Source organism: Kitasatospora sp. NPDC001119 (assembly GCF_053598475.1).
Genome location: NZ_JBSFKI010000005.1, coordinates 58,290 through 79,402, shown reverse-complemented (window position 1 = coordinate 79,402; position 21,113 = coordinate 58,290). Strand labels below are relative to the sequence as shown.

Here is a 21,113-nt window from a genome sequence, read left to right as displayed (position 1 = left end):
GGCGGCACCGTAAGCAGGCGGGTACCCGTGGCGCAAAGGCTTTTCAGCGCCGGCGCCGGTGGTCAGCGCCCGCTCCGGCGGTCACCGCCGGCTCCGGCGGTCAGCGCCCGCTCCGGCGGGTGCCGCAGGCCTCGACGGCCGGCGGGACCGGCTCGGGCCCGGTGTCCGGGTCGCGGGTGAGCAGGTAGCGGGCGCCGGGGCCGGCCTCGCCGGCGCGGTCGGCGGCGTTGTAGAGGGCGCAGCGGGTCAGCGAGAGGCAGCCGCAGCCGATGCAGCCGGTGAGCTTGGCCTTCAGCCGCTCCAGTTCGGCGATCTGCTCGTCGATCCGGCTCTGCCAGGACCCGGCGACCCGGTCCCACTCGGTGCCGCTGGGGGCCGGGCGCGCGGGGAGGCGGTCGAGGGCGACCCGGGCCTCGTCCAGGGAGAGGCCGACCCGCTGGGCGGCGCGGATGAAGGCGATCCGGCGCAGCGTGCCGCGGGTGTAGCGGCGCTGGCCGCCGGTGGTGCGGGTGGCCTGGATCAGGTCGAGGCTCTCGTAGTAGCGCAGCGCGGAGGGGGCGAGTCCGCTGCGGTCGGCGAGTTGGCCGATGGTGAGCAGGTCGGTGTGGTGCGGGCCGGGGGTCCGACGGCCGTCGGAATGGGCGGTCATGGGAGCCCACTGTAACCGCTTGACCTCAAGCTGGCTTTAAGTTGCACCATCGTGGTCATGACGACGAACGCGACTGCGGGCACCGCCACCGGGGCCCGGTTCGAGGACCTTTCGGCCCTGATGGGCCTGATGACCGGCGACGAGAAGCACGGCCCCGCCGCCACCTCCACGCTGGACGCGATCTGGGTGCTGTACGACCGGGTGCTGCGGGTCACCCCCGCCACCGCCGAGGCCCAGGACCGGGACCGCTTCCTGCTCTCCAAGGGCCACGGCCCGATGGCCTACTACGCGGTGCTGGCGGCCAAGGGCTTCATCTCCCCGGAGGTGCTGCCGAGCTTCGGCGGCTACGACTCGCCGCTCGGCCACCACCCGGACCGCACGCTGGTCCCCGGCGTGGAGATCGCCTCCGGCTCGCTCGGGCACGGCCTGCCGCTGGCCGTCGGCACCGCGCTCGGGCTGCGGGCGCAGGGCCTGACCGACCCGGCGGTGTGGGTGCTGGTCGGCGACGCGGAGTTCGACGAGGGCTCCAACGCCGAGGCGGTGGCCTTCGCCGGGGCGTACGGACTGGACCGGCTGCACGTGGTGGTGATCGACAACTCCTCGGCCACGCACGGCTGGCAGGGCGGCCTCGCCCAGCGGTTCGCGGCCGAGGGCTGGTCGACCGCGACGGTGGACGGCCGCGACCACGAGGCGCTGCACCGCGCCTACACCGCCGAGCACCCGGGCCGCCCGCACGTGGTGGTCGCCCGGGTCGAGCCCAAGGACTCCTGAGCGGGCGGCCCGCCCCCGCCGGACCCGACCACCGACCACCCCCGCAACGAAAGGCACTTCACCGATGGACACCATGCGCGACCGCTTCGTGGACGTCACCACCCGCCTGCTGGACGAGGACCCCCGGCTGGCCGTGGTGCTCGCCGACATCACCGCGGCCGCCTTCGCCCCGGCCCAGGAGCGCCACCCCGACCGGGTCGTCAACGTCGGCATCCGCGAGCAGCTGCTGGTCGGCGCGGCCGGCGGGCTGGCCCTCACCGGGATGCGCCCGATCGCCCACACCTTCGCCAGCTTCCTGATCGAGCGGCCCTTCGAGCAGGTCAAGCTGGACCTCGTCCACCAGGGCGTCGGCGCCGTGCTGGTGAGCGCGGCGGGCTCGTACGACTGGCCGGCCGGCGGCCGTACCCACATGTCCCCGGGCGACGTCGCCCTGCTGGACACCCTGCCGGACTGGACGGTCCACGTCCCCGGCCACCCGGACGAGGCCGAGCGGCTGCTGCGCCACGCCTACGCGGACGGCGACCGCAACGTCTACGTGCGGCTCTCGGGGCACCAGAACGCGGCCGCGGTGCCGGTCGAGCCGGGCCGCTTCGCCACCGTCCGGACGGGCTCGCGCGGCGTGGTGCTCGCCGTCGGGCCGATGCTGGACGCGGTGCTCGCGGCCACCGGGGGCCTGGACGTCACCGTGCTGTACGCGGCGACGGTGCGTCCCTTCGACGCCGCCGGGCTGCGCGCGGCGCTGGGCGACCGGGCGGACGTGGTGCTGGTCGAGCCGTACCTGGCGGGCACCTCCGCCAACGAGGCGCACGCGGCGCTCGCCGACCGCCCGCACCGGGTGCTGGGCCTGGGGGTGCCGCGCGAGGAGCACCGGCACTACGGCTCGATCGAGGAGCACCTGGCCGCCTACGGCCTGGACGCCCCGTCGCTGCGGGAGCGGATCGGCACCTTCCTCTGGTAGCCGGCCGGGTGAGCCGGTCGGGTCGGCCGACGGCTCAGGTCAGCACGATCGCCACCGCGTCCGCCGCCACCCGCACCGCCGTCCCGTCCAGTTCCGCCGCCCCGAAGGCCGCGACCACCTCGCGCCCGGCGGCCCCCAGCGGCAGCGCGGCCTCCCGCGGCCCGAGGTTGACGGCGATCCGGTACGGCCCCCGGTGCACCACCAGCAGGCCCGCCGCCTCGTCGTACGTCGCCCGCACCGCGCCGAGGTCGGGGTCGGACAGTTCCGGCCGCTCGCGCCGAAGCCGGATCAACTGTCGGTACCAGGCGAGGAGTTCGCTGTGCGGGGCGCGCCGGAGCTCGGTCCAGTCGAGGACCGAGCGCAGCACGGTGGCGGGTTCCTGCGGGTCGGGGACGGCCTCGGCGGCCCAGCCGTGCTCGGCGAACTCCCGCCGCCGACCCTGTCGGACGGCCTCGGCGAGGTCCGGGTCGGTGTGGTCGGTGAAGTACTGCCAGGGGGTGGCGGCGCCCCACTCCTCGCCCATGAAGAGCATCGGGGTGAACGGAGAGGTGAGCACCAGGGCCGCGCCGCAGGCGAGCCGGCCGGGGGAGAGGCCGACCGAGACGCGGTCGCCGAGCGCCCGGTTGCCGACCTGGTCGTGGGTCTGGAGGTAGCCGAGCAGCCGGTGGCCCGCGTCGAGCGGGGTGAACGGGCGCCCGTGGGTGCGGCCGCGGAAGGAGGACCAGGTGCCGTCGTGGAAGAACCCCCGGGTGAGCGTCCGGGCGAGGGCGGCGAGCGGCTCGCGGGCGAAGTCCCGGTAGTAGCCGTGGGATTCGCCGGTGAGTGCGCAGTGCAGGGCGTGGTGGAAGTCGTCGCTCCACTGGGCGGTGAGGCCCTGCCCGCCCGCCTCGCGCGGGGTGGTGGTGGCCGGGGTGTTGCGGTCGGACTCGGCGACCAGGAACAGCGGCCGGTTGGTGGCGGCCGCTAACTTCCCGACCTCGGTGGAGAGTTCCTCCAGGAAGTGGACGGCCCGGTCGTCCGCGAGGGCGTGCACGGCGTCCAGCCGCAGTCCGTCGATCCGGTAGTCGCGCAGCCAGGCCAGCGCGCTGCCGATCAGGTAGGCGCGCACCTCGTCCGAGCCGGGCGCGTCCAGGTTGACCGCCGCGCCCCACGGGGTGTGGTGCCGGTCGGTGAAGTACGGACCGTACGCGGGAAGGTAGTTGCCCGACGGGCCGAGGTGGTTGTGGACGACGTCCAGCACCACCCCGAGGCCCTTGCGGTGGGCGGCGTCCACGAAGCGCTTGAGCCCCTCGGGCCCGCCGTAGGGCTCGTGGACGGCCCAGAGGGAGACCCCGTCGTAGCCCCAGCCGTGCTTGCCGGGGAACGGGCAGACCGGCATCAGCTCGACGAAGTCCACGCCCAACTCGACCAGATGGTCCAGGTGTTCGGCGGCGGCCTCGAAGGTGCCGCGGGGGGTGAAGGTGCCCACGTGCAGCTCGTACAGCACCGCGCCGGGCAGGGCCCGGCCGTGCCAGCCGGTCCGCGACCAGCGGAACCCGGCGTGGTCCACGGCGCGGCTGGGCCCGTCCGGGCCGTACGGCTGCCGGGCCGAGCGCGGGTCGGGCAGCGGCGGGCCGTCGTCCAGCCGGAAGGCGTAGTCGCCCGCCGGGGCCTCGCCGGACCACCAGCCGTCCCGGTCCGGGCGGCGGGCCAACTCGTGGGCCGTGCCGTCGACTTCGACCCGTACCCGGGTGGCGGCGCGGGGCGCCCACACCTGGTAGACCGGCATCAGCCCCTCCTCGTCAGCAGCGCCACCGGCAGCGCCGTCAGCAGCTCCGCGACCGGCACCGCGCCCGCCGGGAAGCCCCGCCCGGTCAGCTCGTCCGTCCACGGCCCGCCCGCCGGCAGCTCCAGCACGGTGTCGCGCCAGCCGCCGGCCCGCTCCAGCCCGTACGGCAGCCGGGTGACGGCGGTGACCACGTCCGCGCCCCGGGCGAAGGCCAGCAGGTGGTCGCCGGCCGGGCCGGCGGCGGGCAGCGGGCGGTAGGAGCCGAGCGGCCGGGAGCGGCGCAGGTGCAGCGCGGTGGCGGTGAGGTGCAGCTTCTCCCGGGCGAGGTCGCCGGGGCGCGGCGCGGCCGCGTCGGTGAGCCGCACGGCCAGCGCGCCGAGGTCCACCACGCCCCGGTTGTCCGGGTCCACCAGGGTGTACAGCGGCTCCTCGCTGCCCTGGTAGAGGTCCGGCACGCCCGGCACGGTGAGGTGCAGCAGCGCGGCGGCCAGGGTGTTGGCGCGGGCGTACGGGGCGAGGGCGTGCACGGCGCCCTCGACCCGGGGGAGCAGCCCGGGGTTGCCGTGGACGGAGCGGGCGCGCTGCTCCAGGGCCCGCTCGTAGCGGGGGTCGGGGGTGGTCCAGGAGGTGTGCAGCTTGGCCTCGCGGACGGCCTTGAGCAGGGCGGCGACCAGCCGGTCCGGGTCGATCGGCCAGGCGGCGACCAGGGTGTGCCAGAGCAGCCAGTCGGCGTCCCGGTCGAGGCCGGGCGCGGCGGGGCCCGCCGCGGTGGACCAGGCGTCGACCTCGGCGGCCCAGGCGTCCGGCCGCTCGGCGAGCACGGCGAGCCGGGCCCGGGCGTCGGCGCTGCGCTTGGTGTCGTGGGTGGAGAGCACCGTCATGCCGTGCGGCCAGGTGCGTTCCTGGGCGCGGCACCAGTCGTGGAACTCCGCCGGGTGCAGTCCGGGCCGGGCCGGCTCGCCGCCGACCTCGTTGAGGCCGGGCAGGGCGTTCCAACGGTAGAAGGCGGTGTCCTCGACGCCCTTGGCGGCCACCGCGGCGGCGGTCTGGGCGAAGCGCGCGCAGAACTCGTCCTTGTCCGCGCCGCGGCCCAGCTCCCCGAGCGCGAGCGCGGCCACCAGCCGGTCGGTCGGGTCGGCGGAGTCGTCCAGGGCGGCCCGCAGCTGCCGCGCCGAGGCGGCCGGGACGGCCTCGCCGGGCCGGGCGTACGGCCGGTACGCCGGGTAGCCGGTGAGCAGCCGGCCGAGCGCCGCGCGCAGCTGCCCCGGCGCGTGGTCGGCGTGCGCGGGCTCGGCGGCGCCGATCCGCAGCGCGATCCGGACCAGCCGCTCGACCTCGGCGGCGAGTTCGCCGTCCGGCCCGGTCATGTCGGCCCGCCCGCGCCGGGCCTCGGCGACCGCGGGGTGCGGGTCCGCGCAGAGGTCCCGGACCGGGCCGCCGTGCAGGAAGGACTCGTACGCCCCGGCCAGCCGGCAGGCGCCCGCGTGGTCGAGGAGCACGCCGTCGATCCGGCGCAGCGCGTCGTAGCCGGTGGTGCCGGCCACCGGCCAGTCCTCGGGCAGCCGCTCCTCGCCGGTGAGGATCTTCTCGACCACCACGTACGCGCCGCCGGTGGCGTCGGCCAGGCGCCGCAGGTAGCCGCGCGGGTCGGCGAGCCCGTCCGGGTGGTCGATCCGGAAGCCGTCCAGGACGCCGTCGGCGTGCAGGGCGAGCAGGACGGCGTGGGTGGCGGCGAACACCTCCGGGTCCTCGGCGCGCAGGGCGATCAGCTCGTTGACGGTGAAGAAGCGCCGGTAGTTGAGCTCGGTGCGGGCCAGGCGCCACCAGGCGAGCCGGTACCACTGGCGGGCGAGCAGCTCCTCCAGCGGGAGCCCGGCGGTGCCGGGGCGCAGCGGCAGCTCGTGCTCGTGGTAGCGCAGGGTGTCGCCGTCCACGGTGAGCCGGTCCAGCACGGCGCCGAGCCGGTCGCCGAGCAGCGGCAGCAGCACCCGTCCGCGCCCGGGGGCGTCGGCGGGGCCCGGCTGGGCGGTCCAGTCGATGTCGAACCAGTGCGCGTACGGCGAGTCGGGCCCGTCGCGCAGCACCTGCCACAGCGGCCGGTTGAGCCGTTCGGGGGCGGGCACGGCCATGTGGTTGGGCACCACGTCGGCGATCAGCCGCAGGCCGTGGCGGTGCGCCTCGGCGGCCAGCGCGCGCAGCGCCGGTTCGCCGCCGAGCTGCTCGCTGATCCTGGTGTGGTCGACGGTGTCGTAGCCGTGGGTGGAGCCGGGGACGGCCTCCAGCAGCGGGGAGAGGTGCAGGTGGGAGACGCCGAGGGCGGCCAGGTAGGGGACGGCGGCGGTGGCGTCGCGGAGGGTGAAGCCGGGCTGGAGCTGGAGGCGGTACGACGACGAGGGGACGGCGGCGGCCGGGCGGGGCTGCGCGGGCTCGGCGGCGGGGGTCATAGCTCCATAGGTACCCGGGGGAGGCCGCCGCCAAGACCCGCTGCTGACCCGAACAGGTGACCGCCCCGGCCGTCCGACGGCGCCGCGCGCCCCCGTACGAGCCGGTCCGGCGCCGCCGTCACCGTGCTACGCGGGCCGTTGCAGCACCATCAGCGAGCGGTCGGTGAGCCAGAGGGAGTCCCCGGCCTTGACCCGGGCGCCCGTCCCCGGGGCGGGCAGCCGGGACCGGGCGGTGTCGACCACGACCTGCCACTCCTGCCCGTGGTCGGCGGGCACGGTGAACTCCAGCGGTTCGAAGTGGGCGTTGAACAGCAGCAGGAAGGAGTCGTCGACGATCCGCCCGCCGCGCCGGTCCGGTTCGGAGATCGCGTAGCCGTTGAGGAAGACGGTCAGCGACTTGGCGTAGCTGGCGCCCCAGTTGCGCTTGGTCATCTCCTCGCCGGCCGGGGTGAACCAGGCGATGTCGGTGAGGTCGTCGAACCCGCCGACGGCCGGCCCGCCCGGGCCTTGCGGGCCGGGGCCGTGCCCGCCCCGGCCCGGTACGCCGGAGGCGGGCCCGGCCGCCCCCGGCCGCCCGGACACCGGCCGGCCGTGGAAGAACCGCCGCCGCCGGAACACCGGGTGGTCGCGGCGCAGCCAGATCATCCCCTGGGTGAACTCCAGCAGCCGCGCCTGCGGCCCGTCGTCCTGCGGCCAGTGCACCCAGGTGAGCTCGTTGTCCTGGCAGTAGGCGTTGTTGTTGCCCAGCTGGGTGCGGCCGAGCTCGTCGCCGTGCGAGAGCATCGGCACGCCCTGGGAGAGCATCAGGGTGGCGATGAGGTTGCGCTGCTGGCGCGCCCGCAGCTCCTCGACGGCCGGGTCGGCGGAGGGGCCCTCGACGCCGCAGTTCCAGGAGCGGTTGAAGGACTCGCCGTCCCGGTTCTCCTCGCCGTTGGCCTGGTTGTGCTTCTCGTTGTACGAGACCAGGTCGCGCAGGGTGAAACCGTCGTGGCAGGTCACGAAGTTGATCGAGGCGATCGGTCGGCGGCCGTCGTCCTGGTAGAGGTCGGAGGAGCCGGTGAGCCGGGAGCCGAACTCGGCGAGGGCGGCGGTCTCGCCGCGCCACAGGTCCCGCACGGTGTCCCGGTACATGCCGTTCCACTCCGTCCACAGCGGGGGGAAGTTGCCCACCTGGTAGCCGCCCTCGCCGAGGTCCCAGGGCTCGGCGATCAGCTTGGCCTGGGAGACCACCGGGTCCTGCTGGACCAGGTCGAAGAAGGAGGAGAGCCGGTCCACCTCGTGGAACTGCCGGGCGAGGGTGGCGGCGAGGTCGAAGCGGAAGCCGTCGACGTGCATCTCGGTGACCCAGTAGCGCAGCGAGTCCATGATCAGCTGGAGCACGTGCGGGCTGCGCATCAGCAGGCTGTTGCCGGTGCCGGTGGTGTCCTCGTAGAAGCGCTGGTCCCGGGCGAGGCGGTAGTAGGAGACGTTGTCCAGGCCGCGCAGCGACAGTGTCGGCCCCAGGTGGTTGCCCTCGGCGGTGTGGTTGTAGACGACGTCCAGGATCACCTCGATCCCGGCCGCGTGCAGCGCCTTGACCATGGACTTGAACTCCTGCACCTGCTGGCCGCGGTCGCCGGTGGAGGAGTAGGAGGAGTGCGGGGCGAAGAAGCCGACGGTGTTGTAGCCCCAGTAGTTGGCCAGGCCCAGGTCCCGCAGCCGGTGGTCGCGGACGAACTGGTGCACCGGCATCAGCTCGATCGCGGTGACGCCGAGCTTGGCCAGGTGCTCGATCACCGCCGGGTGGGCCAGGCCCGCGTACGTCCCGCGGATCTCCTCGGGGATGCCCGGGTGCAGCCGGGTGAGGCCCTTGACGTGGGCCTCGTAGATGACGGTGCGGTGGTAGTCGGTGCGCGGCGGGCGGTCGGTGCCCCAGTCGAAGTACGGGTTGATGACCACCGAGTGCATGGTGTGCGGGGCGGAGTCGAGGTCGTTGCGGCGCTCGGGGGCGCCGAAGTGGTAGCCGTAGACCGACTCGTCCCAGTCGATGTGCCCGCTCATCGCCTTGGCGTACGGGTCCAGGAGCAGCTTGGCGCTGTTGTGCCGCTGGCCCAGGCCCGGGTTGTACGGGCCGTGCACGCGGAAGCCGTAGCGCTGGCCGGGCTGGATGCCCGGGAGGTAGGCGTGCCGGACGAAGGCGTCCGTCTCGCGCAGCTCGACGGCCGTCTCGGAGCCGTCCTCGGCGATCAGGCACAGCTCGATCCGGTCGGCGCTCTCGGAGAACACCGCGAAGTTGACGCCGGCCCCGTCGTAGGTGGCGCCGAGCGGGTAGGGAGTACCGGGCCAGACCTGCATGACTCCTCAACTTCCTTGCTGCCGACGGAAACTGACGTGTAGTCCGATGAATGGCCCGGCCGTCCGCCCGGACCCGGACGCTCTCTTCCCGGCCGGACGGCCGGGCATGTGCGCAAGCGTGCGCCGTGACGCACGGCACAGTCGCCGTGACGCGCGGCACAGCGCATACTCCCCGAGCCCTCCCCCGGCGTCCGGGAGATCCGGCCCGGGTTGGGCCGAACGAGCGCCCGTCGGGCATTCGTGTGAAGAGTGCTCCCGGTGGTGCGGGAGAGCCCCCGGGCATCCGGCTGCGGGCGGCTCGCGACGGGCAGTACCCTTGATCGTCCGGCCGCCTGGGCCGACTCCCGACAGCCCGTCAACGGTCCCCGCGCCCGCGGGGGTCGGTGCGGCGACCAGATGAGGTGGCGCATGGTGTTCCCCGCCGGCGGCCGCGGCACCGGGCCCGACGGGCCCGGCCGGGGCGCGGCCCGCAGCGAGGCGCCCACGGTGGTCATGCGCCCCACCCTGACCGGCCGGGCCCTGGTGCCCGCCCAGAGCGGCCCCGTCGAGATACCCGCCCTGGCCTGGTCGGCCGCCGAGTGGGAGGACGCCTACCAGCGGGTCCGGCTGTCCGGCCGCGCCTACGTCTGGCTCAACCTGGTCGAACAGCGGCTGCGCGCCCTCGTCGACGAGGTGCTGCACCCGATCTACGCCCCCGCCCACGGCGAGGACTGGGTCACCGCCGCGGCCGGCCCGGCCGGCGAGGAGTGGGCGCACCGGGCCGGCGCCGTGCGCGAGGTCAGCCGCCGCAAGGGCTACCTGCTCGACCCCGCCGACGACGACCCGCTGGTCTTCCTCACCCTGCCCCAGCTGCGCGAGCTGATGGTGCAGCACTGGCCCTGCTTCGAGCCGTACCTCGCCGACCGGCGCGAGATCGAACTGGCGCTGGACGAACTGGAGGTGGCCCGGCACGTCGTCTCCCGCAACCGGGTGCTCACCCAGACCGTGCTGGCCCAGACCGAACGCGCCGCCGCCCGGCTGCTGGCCGTCCTGGACGGCGGCGCCGGCGGGGTGCCCGCCGACGTCGTCGAGTCCCTGGTGGCCGGCCGGTACGCGGACGTCGTCGCCGTCCACGCCGACCGGGTCCGGCTCCAGCGCGACCTGCCCGTCGAGGACCTGCTGGACGGCGCCCGGCGGCTGGACGCGCTCGGCATCGGCCTCGGCATGCTCTGCCAGAACTACACCGGCAAGCGCCTGGTGCGGCTGGCCGGCGAAGGCTGCCGGGTCCGGCTGCTCTTCCTCAACCCGGCGAGCAGCGCCGTCCGCCGCCGCGAACGCGAACTCGGCCTCGGGCGCAGCGAGTTGTCCCGCTCCATCGAGATGAACATCATGCACGTACGGCGGGTCCGGGCCCGGCTGCGGGACCAGGGCGGCTTCGAGATCCGGGTCTTCGACGAGACCCCGCGCTTCACCGCCTACCTGGTCGAGGGCCCCCGCACGCCCGGCCAGGCGGGCGGCCGCCGCCAGGGCCGCGACCTCGGCGTCATCCAGCCCTACCTGCGCCGCGCCCGCGGCATGGAGTCCCCGGCCCTGGTGCTGCGCGGCGGCGCCGGCCAGCAGCCCGGCGGCACCGAGCCCGGACTGCTGGAGGTCTACCGCGAGGAGTTCGAGGGCATCTGGGCCGACTCCCGGTCCGTCTCCTAGGGCAGTTGGTCGGGGCGGCGGCGCGGCTGCCAGACTGCGGGCCGTGAACAGCGACCCCGCCTGGAGCCTGCGCCCCGCCACCCCCGACGACCTCGAACCCGTCACGGACCTCAAGGCCCGGGTCATGCGCGCCGACCTGGAACGCCTCGGCCGCTGGGACCCGGCTCGCTCCCGCGAGCGGGTGCGGGCGTCCTTCTCGACCAGGTACACCTCCGTACTCCTGGTCGACCGGGCCTTCGCGGGCTGCGTCACCGTCCGCCCCGACGAGCGGGGCGGACGCCACCTGGAACTGTTCTACCTGGCCCCGCACCTCCAGGGGCGGGGCCTGGGCACCGCCGTCCTGCGCCACCTCCTCGCCGAGGCCGACGCCGCCGGAGAACCGTTTCGCCTCGTCGTCCTCCGCGGCAGCGCCGCCCAGCGGCTGTACGAACGCCACGGCTTCACCGTCGTCCACGAGGACCCGGTCGACGTCCACCTGCACCGCCCCGTCGGCGGGACCGGAGTCCGCGAAGCCGAAGCCCGCGCCGGGGCAGGGCGGCTGACGGCATAACGATTCCCCCAAACGCCCTGGTCAGGGCCGTGACCCCCGTGGTAGGTGTAGCCCCCGTGAAGATCACGGGGGAGAGCGGGGCCGTACTGCGCCTCGACGACGTACACCGCACCTACGGAACCGGGCCGGAGGCCGTACGGGCACTCAGAGGGGTGGACGTCGAGTTCGCCCGCGGCGGGTTCACCGCCGTCATGGGCCCCTCCGGCTCCGGCAAGAGCACCCTGCTGCAGTGCTGCGCCGGCCTCGACCGGCCCGACAGCGGCCGGGTCACCCTGGACGGGACCGACCTCTCCGGGATGGGCGAGACCGAACTGACGGTGCTGCGCCGCGAACGGATCGGCTTCGTCTTCCAGGCCTTCAACCTGGTCGGCTCGCTCACCGCCGAACAGAACGTCGGCCTGCCGCTGCGGCTGGCCGGCCGCCGACCCGACCCCGCGCAGGTGCGCCGGGCCCTCGCCCAGGTCGGCCTCGGCGAGCGCACCGGACACCTGCCCTCCCAGCTCTCCGGCGGCCAGCAGCAGCGCGTCGCCATCGCCCGCGCCCTGATCACCCGGCCCCGGATGCTGTTCGCCGACGAGCCGACCGGCGCCCTCGACTCCGCCAGCAGCCGGGACGTCCTCGCCCTGCTGCGCGACCTCGTCGACCGCGAGGGCCAGAGCACCGTCATGGTCACCCACGACCCCGTCGCCGCCGGCTACGCCGACCGCGTCCTCTTCCTCGCCGACGGCCGGATCGTCGACGACCTGCCCCGCCCCACCGCCCAGCAGGTCGCCGAGCGGATGACCGCCCTGGAGACGGCGGCATGACCTCACCGCTCACCCTGCTGCCCGTCGCCGCCGCGAGCCTGCGCCGCCGCAAGGCCGCCTTCGCCGGCTCCTACGTCGCCCTCACCCTCGGCGTCCTGCTCGTCGCCACCACCGGCAGCCTGCTGAACGAGACCGTCGGCGACGACTCCCCGCTCGGCGCGCCCTCCCTGCACAAGGTGCTCCAGTTCACCGCCGCGATGGCCGCCTTCGTCGCGGTCTTCGTCGTCGCCGGAACCTTCGCCTTCGCCGTCGCCCAGCGCCGGCAGGAGATCGCGATGCTGCGCGCCGTCGGCGCCACACCGCGGCAGATCGTCCAGCTGATCACCGGCGAGGCCGCCGTCGTCGCCCTCGCCGCCGCCGTCAGCGGCTGCCTGCTCTCGCTGCCCGGCGCCCCCGCCCTCGCCGCCTGGCTGGCCGCCCGCGGCGCCGCCCCCGACGGGTTCACCGCGCGCCCCGCCGCCGGGCCGATGCTGCTCGCCGCCGCCGTCGGCCTGCTCGTCGCCCTGCTCGGCGCCGTCACCGCCGCCCTGCGGGCCGGCCGGGTGCGCGCCGTCGAGGCGCTCGGCGACGCCGCCGCCGACCGCCGGGTCATGACCCCGCTGCGCTGGACCGGTGCGCTGCTCGCCCTGACCGCCCTGGCCGCCACCGTCGGCTACTACCTGGCCGCGCCCACCCTGCCCGCCGCCCCCGGCGACCAGCCCGCCGACCCGCAACTCGCCTCCCAGTGGGTCCTCGGCGCCGACCTGCTCGCCATCACCGCGCTCGCCCTGTTCGCACCGGCCGTCGTACCGCCGCTGCTGCGGCTGCTCAGCGCCCCGCTCACCCGGGCCGTCGCCGCCGCCCCGCTGCTCGCCCGGCAGAACGCCCTCACCGCCGTGCGCCGCACCGTCTCCACCGCCACCCCGGCCTTCCTCACCATCGCGCTCACCGGCACCGTGATCGGCTCCACCGCCGCCTTCGCCGACGCCATGACCGCCCAGAACCGGGCCACCACCGCCGCCCGGTACGTGCTGCGCCCCGCCGCCGCCCCGCTGCCCGCCGACGCCGCCCACCGGCTCACCGCCGCGCGGCCCGACCTGCACGCCACCGCCACCACCGCCACCGTGGTCACCGGCCTCGGCGCCGCCACCGCCGACTTCGACGACCACGGCGAGGACTCGCCCGCGAGCGTGCCCTCCGCCGCCACCGTCGTCGACGGCGACCTCGCCACCGCCTGGACCCTGCCCGCCGTCGACGGCAGCGCCGCCGACCTGCACGGCGCCACCCTCGCCGCCTCCACCGACCAGGCCCGCGGCCACGGCTGGAAGCTCGGCGACCAGGTCAACCTGCGCCTCGCCGACGGCACCGTCACCAGCCTGCGGCTCGCCCTGGTCTACCGCACCCAGCTCGGCCTGGACGAGGTCCTGCTCAGCGGCGAGGCCGCCGCCGGCCACCTCGCCGACGCCCGCCCCGCCGCCGTCCACCTCGACGCCGAACCGGCCGACCGGCTCGGCGGCACCCTCACCGACGCGCGCGACCCAGGACCCGACCCCGGCGCCCACTACGCCTGGATCGCCACCACCACCATCCTCGGGCCCGCCCTGCTCTACGCGCTGATCGCCATCGTCAACACCATGGTGATGAGCACCGCCGACCGCCGCCGCGACTTCGCCGTCCTGCGGCTGGCCGGGACGGTGCGCCGCCAGGTGACGTGGATGGTCGCCCTGGAGGCCGTCCTGGTCGTCGCCACCGCCGCCCTGCTCGCCCTCGCCGTCACCGCGCTCACCCAGTACGGCACCACCGCGCTGCTCGACCACCGCGTCCTGGCCGGCCAGGCCGCCGTCCCCCTCCGCCTGCCCTGGACCCCGCTCGCCGCGAGCACCCTCCTGTGCCTGCTGCTCGCCGTCGCCTCCAGCGTCCTCCCCACCCGCCTCGCCCTCCCCACCCGGCCCCCGGCCCGGTAGCGCGTGCCTCCCGGCACGCCCGGCCGGGTCGGGCGTGACGGGTTGTCAGTACGTCCACGGGTTCAGCACGGTCGCACCGGTCCGCGCCAGGTGCTTGACGTTGCGGCTGACGAGCGTCCAGCCGTTCGCGATGGCCGTGGCCGCGATCAGCGCGTCGGGCGGATCGATGGTGGCCCCGAGGCTCTTGAGTCGACGGTGAACGGAGAGGTATGCGGCGGCCTCCCGCTCTCCGATGACGGCGATCCGCCCCTCGTACTCCGCCCGGAGGCCGTCGAGGACCCGTCCGAGAGCGGCCTGACGCACCGGGTCGGAGACGGCTCTGACGCCTGCCTCGATCTCCGCGACGGTGATGACGCTGAGGGAGTGCTCGGTGGCCGGGACGGACCGGGCCCGTGCGATGACGGCGGGGGCCGGCTTCGGCCGCGTGGTGATCTCGGCGACCACGTTCGTGTCCAGCAGATAGGTCACTCGGGGTCCCCCTCGCCGTCGTAGGAGCGCGCCCCGAACTCCAGCCCGTCGAAGGGCGTCGTCAGGAGGAAGTCCAGGAAGCCGTCGGTGCCCAGCGTGGCCCAGCGGTGCAGCATCGCGGGAAGCGCGTCGATGTCGGTGTCGGCGAGCTCGGCGTCGAAGTGTTCGACCTGGTCCTCGGGCAGTGACCCGCGGATCTCTCTGATGGTCCGCAGCGGATGGGGCTCGTCGTGCCGGTGAGGGGGCACGGGCAGGTTCGGGGCGGTACTCATGGTCGGCTCCTTCGTGCGGGTCCGAGGGGCAGCGTAGGGCGACCGGGTCCATGATCGGGCTCCCCGCGGGACGGGTTGTCGGTGGGGCGGGTGATGATAGGGGCTGTTTCGAGAGGCAGGACGGAAGGACACACCTGATGAGCTGGTGGCAGCAGCCACTGGTCGGCTTCGACCTGGAGACCACGGGCACCGACCCGGCCGTGGACCGCATCGTCACGGCCGCGCTCGTGGACACCGTCGGGGCCGCCCGGGTGGACGCCGCGCACTGGCTGATCGACCCGGGGGTGCCGATACCCGCCGAGGCGGAGGCGATCCACGGGATCGGGGACGAGGTGGCGCGGAGCAAGGGCAGGCCGGCGAAGGAGGCGGTGGAGGAGATAGCCGCCGCGCTGTGCGAGCGGATCGCCGCCGGGCGGCCGGTCGTGGCGTTCAACGCGCCGTTCGACCTGTCGCTGCTCGACGCCGAGCTGCGCCGGCACGGGCTGGCGACGCTCGCCGAGCGCCTGGGGCGGCCGGTCGGGCCGGTGCTGGACGCGCTGGTGATCGACCGGGCCGTGGACAAGTACCGCAAGGGCTCGCGCACCCTGCAACGGGTCTGCGAGCTGTACGGGGTGGAGCTGACGGACGCCCACGAGGCGGGCAGCGACGCGCTGGCCGCCGTCCGGGTCGCCGTCGCGCTGGCCGGGCGCTACCCGGCCGAGGTGGGGGCGGTGCCGCTCGCGGAGCTGCACCGTCGGCAGATCGACTGGTACCGGCAGTGGGCCGAGGGCCTCCAGGCCTGGCTGCGCCGCGGCAAGGACCCGCAGGCGGTGGTCGACCCGCGCTGGCCCGCCCGGTGAGGCCCGCCGGCCGCGTCCCCGACCTCACGGGACGGAACACCTAGGCCCGCGGTCGGACACCCTCCGGCGGGGGCACGATGGCGGCCTCGGCGGTGTCCGGCGCCAGCGGGTCGTAGCGGACGGTCATCAGCTGCCCGACCCTCGGCGCGAGGTAGGCCTGGATGCGGATCGCGCAGACCAGGCTGCGCTGGACGCCGTCGGGGGTGGTGTAGCCGACGGTGAGCCGGAACTGGGGCTGGGCGTAGCCGCTGGGCTCGCCGGGCTGGACGGCGGTGACGGTGCCGGCGGTGCTCACCCCGTGGGCGGCGAGCCGGTCGGCGACCGTCCGGGCGGCGCGGTACGCGCGGTGCTGCGCGCGGAGCCGGGACTCGGAGTGGACGACCAGCGGCAGGGTGAGCGCCGCCAGGATCACGAGGGCGGGCAGGGCGGGCCGGTACGGTCCGCCGGGGCCGAAGGCCGCGCCGAGCGGCCCGAGCAGCAGGGCGAGGAAGAGCACGCCGCCGGGGGGAAGCCGGTTCGGGGCCCCGGCTCCGGGGGAGCGGCCGACCCGGCCCGCCGCCAGCATGCCGGTCAGCCAGCAGAACAGGGCGCCGGCCCAGTACGCCTGGGTGGCGGCCGAGCCGAGGCAGAGCTGCTGGGTGCAGGTCTCCGGCTCCCGGTAGGCGACCACCCCGGCCGCGAACAGCCGGCCGGCCACCGCGCACAGCGCCAGCAGGAGCAGTGCCGCGATCGCCCGGCCGAAGCCCAGGCGCGGTTCCAGGTGCGGGAGTTGCTTGCTCGACGGGGGACCGGCAGTCATGCCCGGAGGCTAGTGCGACGGCCGGGGCGGGCGGTACGCGCGCCCGCCGTCCGGTCGGTGAACGAGGGGGAAACTCCGCGGCGGCGGGCCCCGACGGCCCTACGCGGCAGGGAAGTCGAAGGTGTAGCCCTGGGCGACCAGCCAGGGCAGCAGCTGCTTGAGCGCGGCCACGGTCTGGCCGCGGTCGCCGCCCCCGTCGTGCATCAGGACCACGCCGCCGGGCTTGAGCTGCTTCTGCACGGCCGAGACGATCGCCGGCGTCCCCGGGCGGGCCCAGTCGCGCGGGTCGACGGACCAGCCGAGCGAGGACATCCCGAGGCTCGCGGTGATGTGCTCGTTGTCGGCGTTGAAGCCGCCGCCCGGGGCGCGGAACCAGCCGACCTCGGTGCCGGGGCCGCCCGCCTGGAGGATCATGTTCCGGGCGGCGGTGATCTCGTACGCGGCCTTGTCGTGGGGGAGCTTGGCGAAGGGCTGCGGGTGGTGGACGCTGTGGTCGCAGAGCCGGTGCCCGGCGGCCAGGATCCGCTTGACCATGGCGGGGTTGGCGGCGGCGTTCTGGCCGATCTGGCAGAAGGTGGCCTTGGCGTGGTACTGGGCCAGCAGGTCGAGGATCTGGCCGGTGGCCGGGCCGGGGCCGTCGTCGAAGGTGAGCGCGACGGTGCGGCCGCCGGAGGCGGTGGAGCCGATCACGGTGCCCGCCCCGGTGTGCGGGGGCGGCGCGGCGGGCGAGGACGGGTCGGCGGCCGGTGCGGTCGGGGTGGCCGGTGCGGTGGGCGTGGCGGAGAGGGGGGTGCCGGTGGCCGCGGTCGGGTGCGGCTTGGCCGGCGCCGACGGGGAGGAGGGGGAGGAGGGGGAGGCGGCCGGGGAGCCCGCGCCCGGCGGTACGGCGTCGGAGCCGGGGGTCGGCGTGAGGGCGGTCGCCGCCGTCCCGCTCGGCCGGGCGTCGGCCGGGGACGCCGTCCCGGAGGTCGCCGCCGCGCTCGGCGGCTGGAGCGCCCCGCTGGCGGTCCCGCACGCGGCCAGCCCCAGGGCGGCGGCCACCGCGGCACAGCCCGCGAGCAGCCGGCGCCGGGATCGGGACAGTCGGTTCGGGGCGGAGGGGCGGCGGGCGGTCCGGTGCATGGCGGCGGCTCCTGAGGTGCGAGTACGGTGCCGATCTCTCGGGTCAGGATGACTGTCCGATAGGACGCCGATCGTACGTGCACCGGTTGCCGACCGGACCGAACCGCCGTAAGAGTCTTCTCACACTCGCCCCGGTGGCGGCCCCGCGCCGCCGCGGGTACCGGAGGCGCCCGTCAGAACGGGTACCAGCGCACCTCGGTGGCCCCGTCCCGCAGTGAGTCGACCCGGCGCCGGAACTCCTTCAGCGCGGCCGGGTTGCTGGCCGCCTGCTGCGCCACCCAGGAGGCGCTGGCCGTCTCCCGGGCGCCGCGCAGCACCGTGAAGCCCGGCCACTCGCGCACGTCCCAGCCGTACGCCTCGGTGAACGCGCGGTACTCCTCGGCGGGCACGCCGTACCGGTCCTGGCTGAGCGCGAGGACCACCAGGTCGTGCTCGCGCAGGTCGTTCGCCATGAACTCCAGGTCGAGCAGCACCGGCCCGTCCGGGCCGACGTGGATGTTGCGCGGCAGCGCGTCGCCGTGGATCACCCCGGGGTGCAGCCGCGGGACGAGGTCGGGCAGGGCGGCCTCGAAGGCGTCGCGGCGGTGGCGCAGGAAGGCGACGTCCGCCGGGTCGACGTGGCCCTCGGCGGAGGCCAGCCAGCGCTCGACCGGGGCCAGCAGGTCGCGCCGGCCGAGGGTGAAGGGCGGCGGCGGCAGCTGGTGCAGGGCGCGCAGCAGCGGGGCGAGGTCGACCGGGCGGGCGGGCCGGACGGCGGGCGCGAGCCGGTGCCAGAAGGTGACGGGGTGGCCGTCGGCCAGCTGCGGCTCGGGCGCCACCGCGTCGTACGGGCGGACCACCGGCACGTCCTGGCCGGCCAGCCAGTGGGCGAGCGCCAGCTCCCGGTGCGCCCGGTCGTACAGCTCGGGACCGCGGCCGACCTTGGCGACCACGGCCGGGTCGCCGAGGTCGAAGACGGCGTTCTCGCCGAGCGCGAGCAGTGTGGCCCCGTCGGGGGCGGCCAGCCCGGCCGACTCGCAGGCCTGGGCGAGGAGCAGCCGGGCGCGGCCCTCGTCGAAGGGGATCATGACTGGGGTTCCCATTCCGCCGACGTTCATCCGGGGGACCCCGGACGGTGATCATCATGACGCACGGACGCCGGGCCCCGCGCGCTGCGGGGCCCGGCACCGGACGCGTCGGGCGGGTGGGACAAGCCGGACGGGTCGGACGGGTCGGGGAGGCCGGGGAGGCTCAGACCCCGGCCCGGCGGTGGCGGGCCCCCTCCGCCGGCCCGGCCGACTGGGTGGGCAGGCCCCGGTCGGCGTCGGCCGGCGGGACGGGCTCGCCGTGGGAGAGGTCCGGCAGCCAGTTCAGCCAGCGCGGCAGGTACCAGTTGCGGTCGCCCAGCAGGGTCATCACCGAGGGCAGCAGCACCCCGCGGATCACCGTGGCGTCGATCAGCACCGCGACCGCGAGGCCGACGCCCATCTGCTTCATCACCTGCATGGACAGCGAGCCGAAGACCGAGAACACCGCCACCATGATCACCGCGGCGCTGGTGACCACCCCGGCCGTGGAGCGGATGCCGTCGGCGATCGCGGCTCGGGTCGGCAGGCCGCGGTCGTGGCCCTCCTTGATCCGGGAGACCACGAACACGTGGTAGTCCATCGAGAGCCCGAAGAGGATCACGAAGAGGAACAGCGGCACCCAGGACTCCACCGCGCCGACCCCGGCGGTGCCCAGCAGCGAGGCGCCCACGCCGTGCTGGAAGACCAGCGTCAGCACGCCGTACGCGGCGCCGACCGAGAGCAGGTTGAGCACCACGGCGGTGGCCGCGACGACCGGGGAGCGGAAGGTGGTGAGCATCAGCAGGAAGGCGAGGACGACCACGAAGCCGAAGACCAGCGGCATCGAGTCGCCCATCTTCCGGTTGAAGTCGTACGACCCGGCGGTGTCGCCGGTGACCGGGGCCTCGGTGCCGGGCACCGTGAGGACGGTGGCGGGCACCAGCTCCTCGCGCAGGGTCCTCAGGGCGTCGTTGCTGGTGGCGTCGTTGCCGGTGCCGTTGAGCGGGATGTCGACGGTGGCGACGTTCCTGTCGGCGTGCACCGTGACCTCCACCGGTCCGTGCATCCGCCCGCTCGCCAGGGCCTTCGCCTTGAGGTCGGCGATCGCGGCGGTCATCGCGGGGGAGTCGATGTCGGCGGCCTTGATCACGACGGTGGCGGGGGCGGGGCTGCCGGGGAAGGCGGCCTCGATCTTCTGCGAGGCGGCGACCAGGGCGTTGCCCGCGGGCAGCTGCTGCTGGAAGGTCAGCTTGGCGGTGTGCATGGTGAGCAGCGGCGCGGCCAGGGCCAGCAGGAAGGCGCCGGCGAGCAGGGTGGCGGCCAGCGGGCGGCGCAGCACCGGGGTCAGCACCGCGTTCCAGAAGCGTCCGCCGGTCCGCGCGGCGTCCGGGCGGCGCAGCTTGGCGAGGAACGGCACCCGGCCCTTCTCGACCCGGTCGCCGAGCATCGACAGCAGCGCCGGCAGCACGGTGAGCGAGCCGAGCACGGCGGTGATCACGACCAGGATGGTGGCGAAGGCCATCGCCTTGAAGGTGGCGATCCCGGTGAGGAACATCCCGGCCATGGCGACCACCACGGTGACGCCGGAGACCAGCACCGCCCGGCCGCTGGTGGCGGCGGCCACGGCCAGCGCGGTGGCGGCGTCGCGCCCGGCGGCCCGCTCCTCGCGTTCGCGGCGCAGGTAGAAGAGGCAGTAGTCGACGCCGACGGCGAGGCCGACCAGCAGCATCACCGAGGAGGCGTCGCCGCTGGTGTGCAGGAAGCCGCTGCCGAGCGCGACCAGTCCGGCGGCCGCGACGAAGGCGGTGAGCGCGAGCACCACCGGCAGCACGGCGGCGACCAGCGCGCCGAAGGCGACCAGCAGGATGCCGAGGGCGAGCGGCACGGCCGTCCACTCGGCGCGCGCGAAGTCGTTCCCGACCTGGTCCCGCATCCACTTGCCGGAGCTGGCGTCGCCGAGCTGGACGACGGTGAGGCCCGGGTGCTGCCTCTGCACGCCGGCCACCGCGTCCAGCACCGGCTGGACCTGGTCGGCGGCCTCGGTGCGGTCGCCCTTGAGGGTCAGCGTCACCAGTGCGGAGTGGCCGTCGGCGGAGACCGCCTTGGTGTCGTACGGCGAGCGGACCTCGGCGGCCCGGCCGGTGCCGTTCACGGCGGCGACCACCTGGCCGACGGCGGTGCGGAACTCCGGGTCGTCGGCGGTGCGGGTGGCGCTCTGGACCAGGACGGTCTCGCCGGCCGGGCTCTTCAGCCCGGCCTCGTCGAGGATCCGCGCGGCCCGGGAGACCTGTCCGGGGACCGACTCGGCGTCGGTTATCTTGACGCTGCCGTGGGCGGAGCCGAGCGCGGCGGCCAGGACGACGAAGAGCAGCCAGCCGAACACGGCGGTCTTGCGGTGCCGGGCGCTCCAGGCGCCCATCGCGGCCGCCAGGCCGAGTCTGGACTTCACGGGCTTCACGGTGGTTTCCCCCCTGGGAGAGCGGCGGTCGTCGCCGGACGGGAGCGGCGGGGGCCCTGGGTCGGGGGACCGCCGCTCTGGGGTGCGCCGGCTGCGCTCCGGCGTCCCGATCGACAGTAGGGAAGCCGGTCCTGACGGGTAATCCGGCTGGCGGGTGGCCGTTTCCTGGTGCTTCCTTCGGGGCCCGGGTGGGGTTTTCCCTA

17 protein-coding genes are annotated in these 21,113 nt (G+C 75.4%); 7 read left to right on the top strand and 10 right to left on the bottom strand.

Translation table 11 applies throughout. From position 1 onward, the window contains the following. Positions 1 to 100 precede the first annotated feature (100 nt). A complete protein-coding gene (gene soxR / locus ACWDD9_RS07715) occupies positions 101 to 649 on the bottom strand; it encodes a redox-sensitive transcriptional activator SoxR (RefSeq protein ID WP_388043560.1) in 549 nt (182 codons plus the stop codon). 57 nt (positions 650 to 706) lie between these two features. Between soxR and ACWDD9_RS07710 the strand changes: the two genes are divergently transcribed. Further along, entirely contained in the window at positions 707 to 1,420 is a 714-nt protein-coding gene (locus ACWDD9_RS07710) for a thiamine pyrophosphate-dependent enzyme (RefSeq protein WP_449811095.1), read from the top strand. 64 nt (positions 1,421 to 1,484) lie between these two features. Continuing rightward, positions 1,485 to 2,378 (top strand): transketolase family protein, encoded by an 894-nt coding sequence (locus ACWDD9_RS07705; protein WP_049654926.1) that lies wholly within the window; start codon positions 1,485 to 1,487, stop codon positions 2,376 to 2,378. A gap of 34 nt (positions 2,379 to 2,412) precedes the next feature. Here the strand turns inward: ACWDD9_RS07705 and treZ are convergent, their stop codons facing one another. The 3 genes from treZ to glgX form a co-directional block, all read right to left on the bottom strand. Then, positions 2,413 to 4,146: a malto-oligosyltrehalose trehalohydrolase gene (treZ, locus tag ACWDD9_RS07700; RefSeq protein WP_449811094.1), complete on the bottom strand. Its 1,734-nt coding sequence runs from the start codon at positions 4,144 to 4,146 to the stop codon at positions 2,413 to 2,415. Continuing rightward, positions 4,146 to 6,590, bottom strand: a complete 2,445-nt coding sequence (gene treY / locus ACWDD9_RS07695) for a malto-oligosyltrehalose synthase (RefSeq protein ID WP_449811093.1) — start codon at positions 6,588 to 6,590, stop codon at positions 4,146 to 4,148. The genes treZ and treY overlap by 1 nt, the downstream gene beginning before the upstream one ends. Positions 6,591 to 6,716: 126 nt before the next feature. Then, on the bottom strand, positions 6,717 to 8,924 hold the full coding sequence (glgX, locus tag ACWDD9_RS07690; protein ID WP_449811092.1) for a glycogen debranching protein GlgX: 2,208 nt from the start codon (positions 8,922 to 8,924) through the stop codon (positions 6,717 to 6,719). A gap of 408 nt (positions 8,925 to 9,332) precedes the next feature. Between glgX and ACWDD9_RS07685 the strand changes: the two genes are divergently transcribed. From ACWDD9_RS07685 to ACWDD9_RS07670, 4 genes are all read left to right on the top strand, one after another. After that, positions 9,333 to 10,607, top strand: coding sequence for an SAV2148 family HEPN domain-containing protein (locus ACWDD9_RS07685; protein ID WP_063780326.1), 1,275 nt, complete (start codon positions 9,333 to 9,335; stop codon positions 10,605 to 10,607). A gap of 43 nt (positions 10,608 to 10,650) precedes the next feature. Beyond that, positions 10,651 to 11,157: a GNAT family N-acetyltransferase gene (locus ACWDD9_RS07680; RefSeq protein WP_449811091.1), complete on the top strand. Its 507-nt coding sequence runs from the start codon at positions 10,651 to 10,653 to the stop codon at positions 11,155 to 11,157. 62 nt (positions 11,158 to 11,219) lie between these two features. Continuing rightward, positions 11,220 to 11,963 carry an ABC transporter ATP-binding protein gene (locus tag ACWDD9_RS07675; protein ID WP_369808346.1) on the top strand — a complete coding sequence of 248 codons (744 nt, stop codon included), beginning with the start codon at positions 11,220 to 11,222 and terminating at the stop codon, positions 11,961 to 11,963. Further along, positions 11,960 to 13,906: an FtsX-like permease family protein gene (locus ACWDD9_RS07670; protein ID WP_449811090.1), complete on the top strand. Its 1,947-nt coding sequence runs from the start codon at positions 11,960 to 11,962 to the stop codon at positions 13,904 to 13,906. The genes ACWDD9_RS07675 and ACWDD9_RS07670 overlap by 4 nt, the downstream gene beginning before the upstream one ends. Before the next feature lie 45 nt (positions 13,907 to 13,951). Here the strand turns inward: ACWDD9_RS07670 and ACWDD9_RS07665 are convergent, their stop codons facing one another. After that, positions 13,952 to 14,374, bottom strand: coding sequence for a type II toxin-antitoxin system VapC family toxin (locus ACWDD9_RS07665; protein WP_380778480.1), 423 nt, complete (start codon positions 14,372 to 14,374; stop codon positions 13,952 to 13,954). After that, positions 14,371 to 14,646, bottom strand: a complete 276-nt coding sequence (locus ACWDD9_RS07660) for a hypothetical protein (protein ID WP_049659491.1) — start codon at positions 14,644 to 14,646, stop codon at positions 14,371 to 14,373. Before ACWDD9_RS07660 ends, ACWDD9_RS07665 begins: the two co-directional genes overlap by 4 nt. Positions 14,647 to 14,783: 137 nt before the next feature. Between ACWDD9_RS07660 and ACWDD9_RS07655 the strand changes: the two genes are divergently transcribed. Beyond that, the gene (locus ACWDD9_RS07655) at positions 14,784 to 15,485 is read left to right on the top strand and encodes an exonuclease domain-containing protein (RefSeq protein WP_049659490.1); all 702 of its coding nucleotides are present in this window, start codon (positions 14,784 to 14,786) and stop codon (positions 15,483 to 15,485) included. A 40-nt stretch (positions 15,486 to 15,525) separates the two neighbouring features. Here ACWDD9_RS07655 and ACWDD9_RS07650 read toward each other — a convergent pair whose 3' ends face one another. From ACWDD9_RS07650 to ACWDD9_RS07635, 4 genes are all read right to left on the bottom strand, one after another. Continuing rightward, positions 15,526 to 16,284 (bottom strand): hypothetical protein, encoded by a 759-nt coding sequence (locus ACWDD9_RS07650; RefSeq protein WP_449811089.1) that lies wholly within the window; start codon positions 16,282 to 16,284, stop codon positions 15,526 to 15,528. A 99-nt stretch (positions 16,285 to 16,383) separates the two neighbouring features. Further along, positions 16,384 to 17,406: a polysaccharide deacetylase family protein gene (locus tag ACWDD9_RS07645; RefSeq protein ID WP_449811088.1), complete on the bottom strand. Its 1,023-nt coding sequence runs from the start codon at positions 17,404 to 17,406 to the stop codon at positions 16,384 to 16,386. Positions 17,407 to 17,579: 173 nt separating this feature from the next. Beyond that, on the bottom strand, positions 17,580 to 18,488 hold the full coding sequence (locus tag ACWDD9_RS07640; protein WP_234348599.1) for a phosphotransferase enzyme family protein: 909 nt from the start codon (positions 18,486 to 18,488) through the stop codon (positions 17,580 to 17,582). Positions 18,489 to 18,636: 148 nt separating this feature from the next. After that, positions 18,637 to 20,871 carry an MMPL family transporter gene (locus tag ACWDD9_RS07635; RefSeq protein WP_449811172.1) on the bottom strand — a complete coding sequence of 745 codons (2,235 nt, stop codon included), beginning with the start codon at positions 20,869 to 20,871 and terminating at the stop codon, positions 18,637 to 18,639. Between the last annotated feature and the right edge of the window lie 242 nt (positions 20,872 to 21,113).

Coding starts and splice junctions, on each gene's coding strand:
- soxR (WP_388043560.1), bottom strand. CDS start 649: ATGACCGCCCATTCCGACGGCCGTCGGACCCCCGGCCCGCACCACACC.
- ACWDD9_RS07710 (WP_449811095.1), top strand. CDS start 707: ATGACGACGAACGCGACTGCGGGCACCGCCACCGGGGCCCGGTTCGAG.
- ACWDD9_RS07705 (WP_049654926.1), top strand. CDS start 1,485: ATGGACACCATGCGCGACCGCTTCGTGGACGTCACCACCCGCCTGCTG.
- treZ (WP_449811094.1), bottom strand. CDS start 4,146: ATGCCGGTCTACCAGGTGTGGGCGCCCCGCGCCGCCACCCGGGTACGG.
- treY (WP_449811093.1), bottom strand. CDS start 6,590: ATGACCCCCGCCGCCGAGCCCGCGCAGCCCCGCCCGGCCGCCGCCGTC.
- glgX (WP_449811092.1), bottom strand. CDS start 8,924: ATGCAGGTCTGGCCCGGTACTCCCTACCCGCTCGGCGCCACCTACGAC.
- ACWDD9_RS07685 (WP_063780326.1), top strand. CDS start 9,333: ATGGTGTTCCCCGCCGGCGGCCGCGGCACCGGGCCCGACGGGCCCGGC.
- ACWDD9_RS07670 (WP_449811090.1), top strand. CDS start 11,960: ATGACCTCACCGCTCACCCTGCTGCCCGTCGCCGCCGCGAGCCTGCGC.
- ACWDD9_RS07660 (WP_049659491.1), bottom strand. CDS start 14,646: ATGAGTACCGCCCCGAACCTGCCCGTGCCCCCTCACCGGCACGACGAG.
- ACWDD9_RS07655 (WP_049659490.1), top strand. CDS start 14,784: ATGAGCTGGTGGCAGCAGCCACTGGTCGGCTTCGACCTGGAGACCACG.
- ACWDD9_RS07650 (WP_449811089.1), bottom strand. CDS start 16,284: ATGACTGCCGGTCCCCCGTCGAGCAAGCAACTCCCGCACCTGGAACCG.
- ACWDD9_RS07645 (WP_449811088.1), bottom strand. CDS start 17,406: ATGCACCGGACCGCCCGCCGCCCCTCCGCCCCGAACCGACTGTCCCGA.
- ACWDD9_RS07640 (WP_234348599.1), bottom strand. CDS start 18,488: ATGGGAACCCCAGTCATGATCCCCTTCGACGAGGGCCGCGCCCGGCTG.
- ACWDD9_RS07635 (WP_449811172.1), bottom strand. CDS start 20,871: ATGGGCGCCTGGAGCGCCCGGCACCGCAAGACCGCCGTGTTCGGCTGG.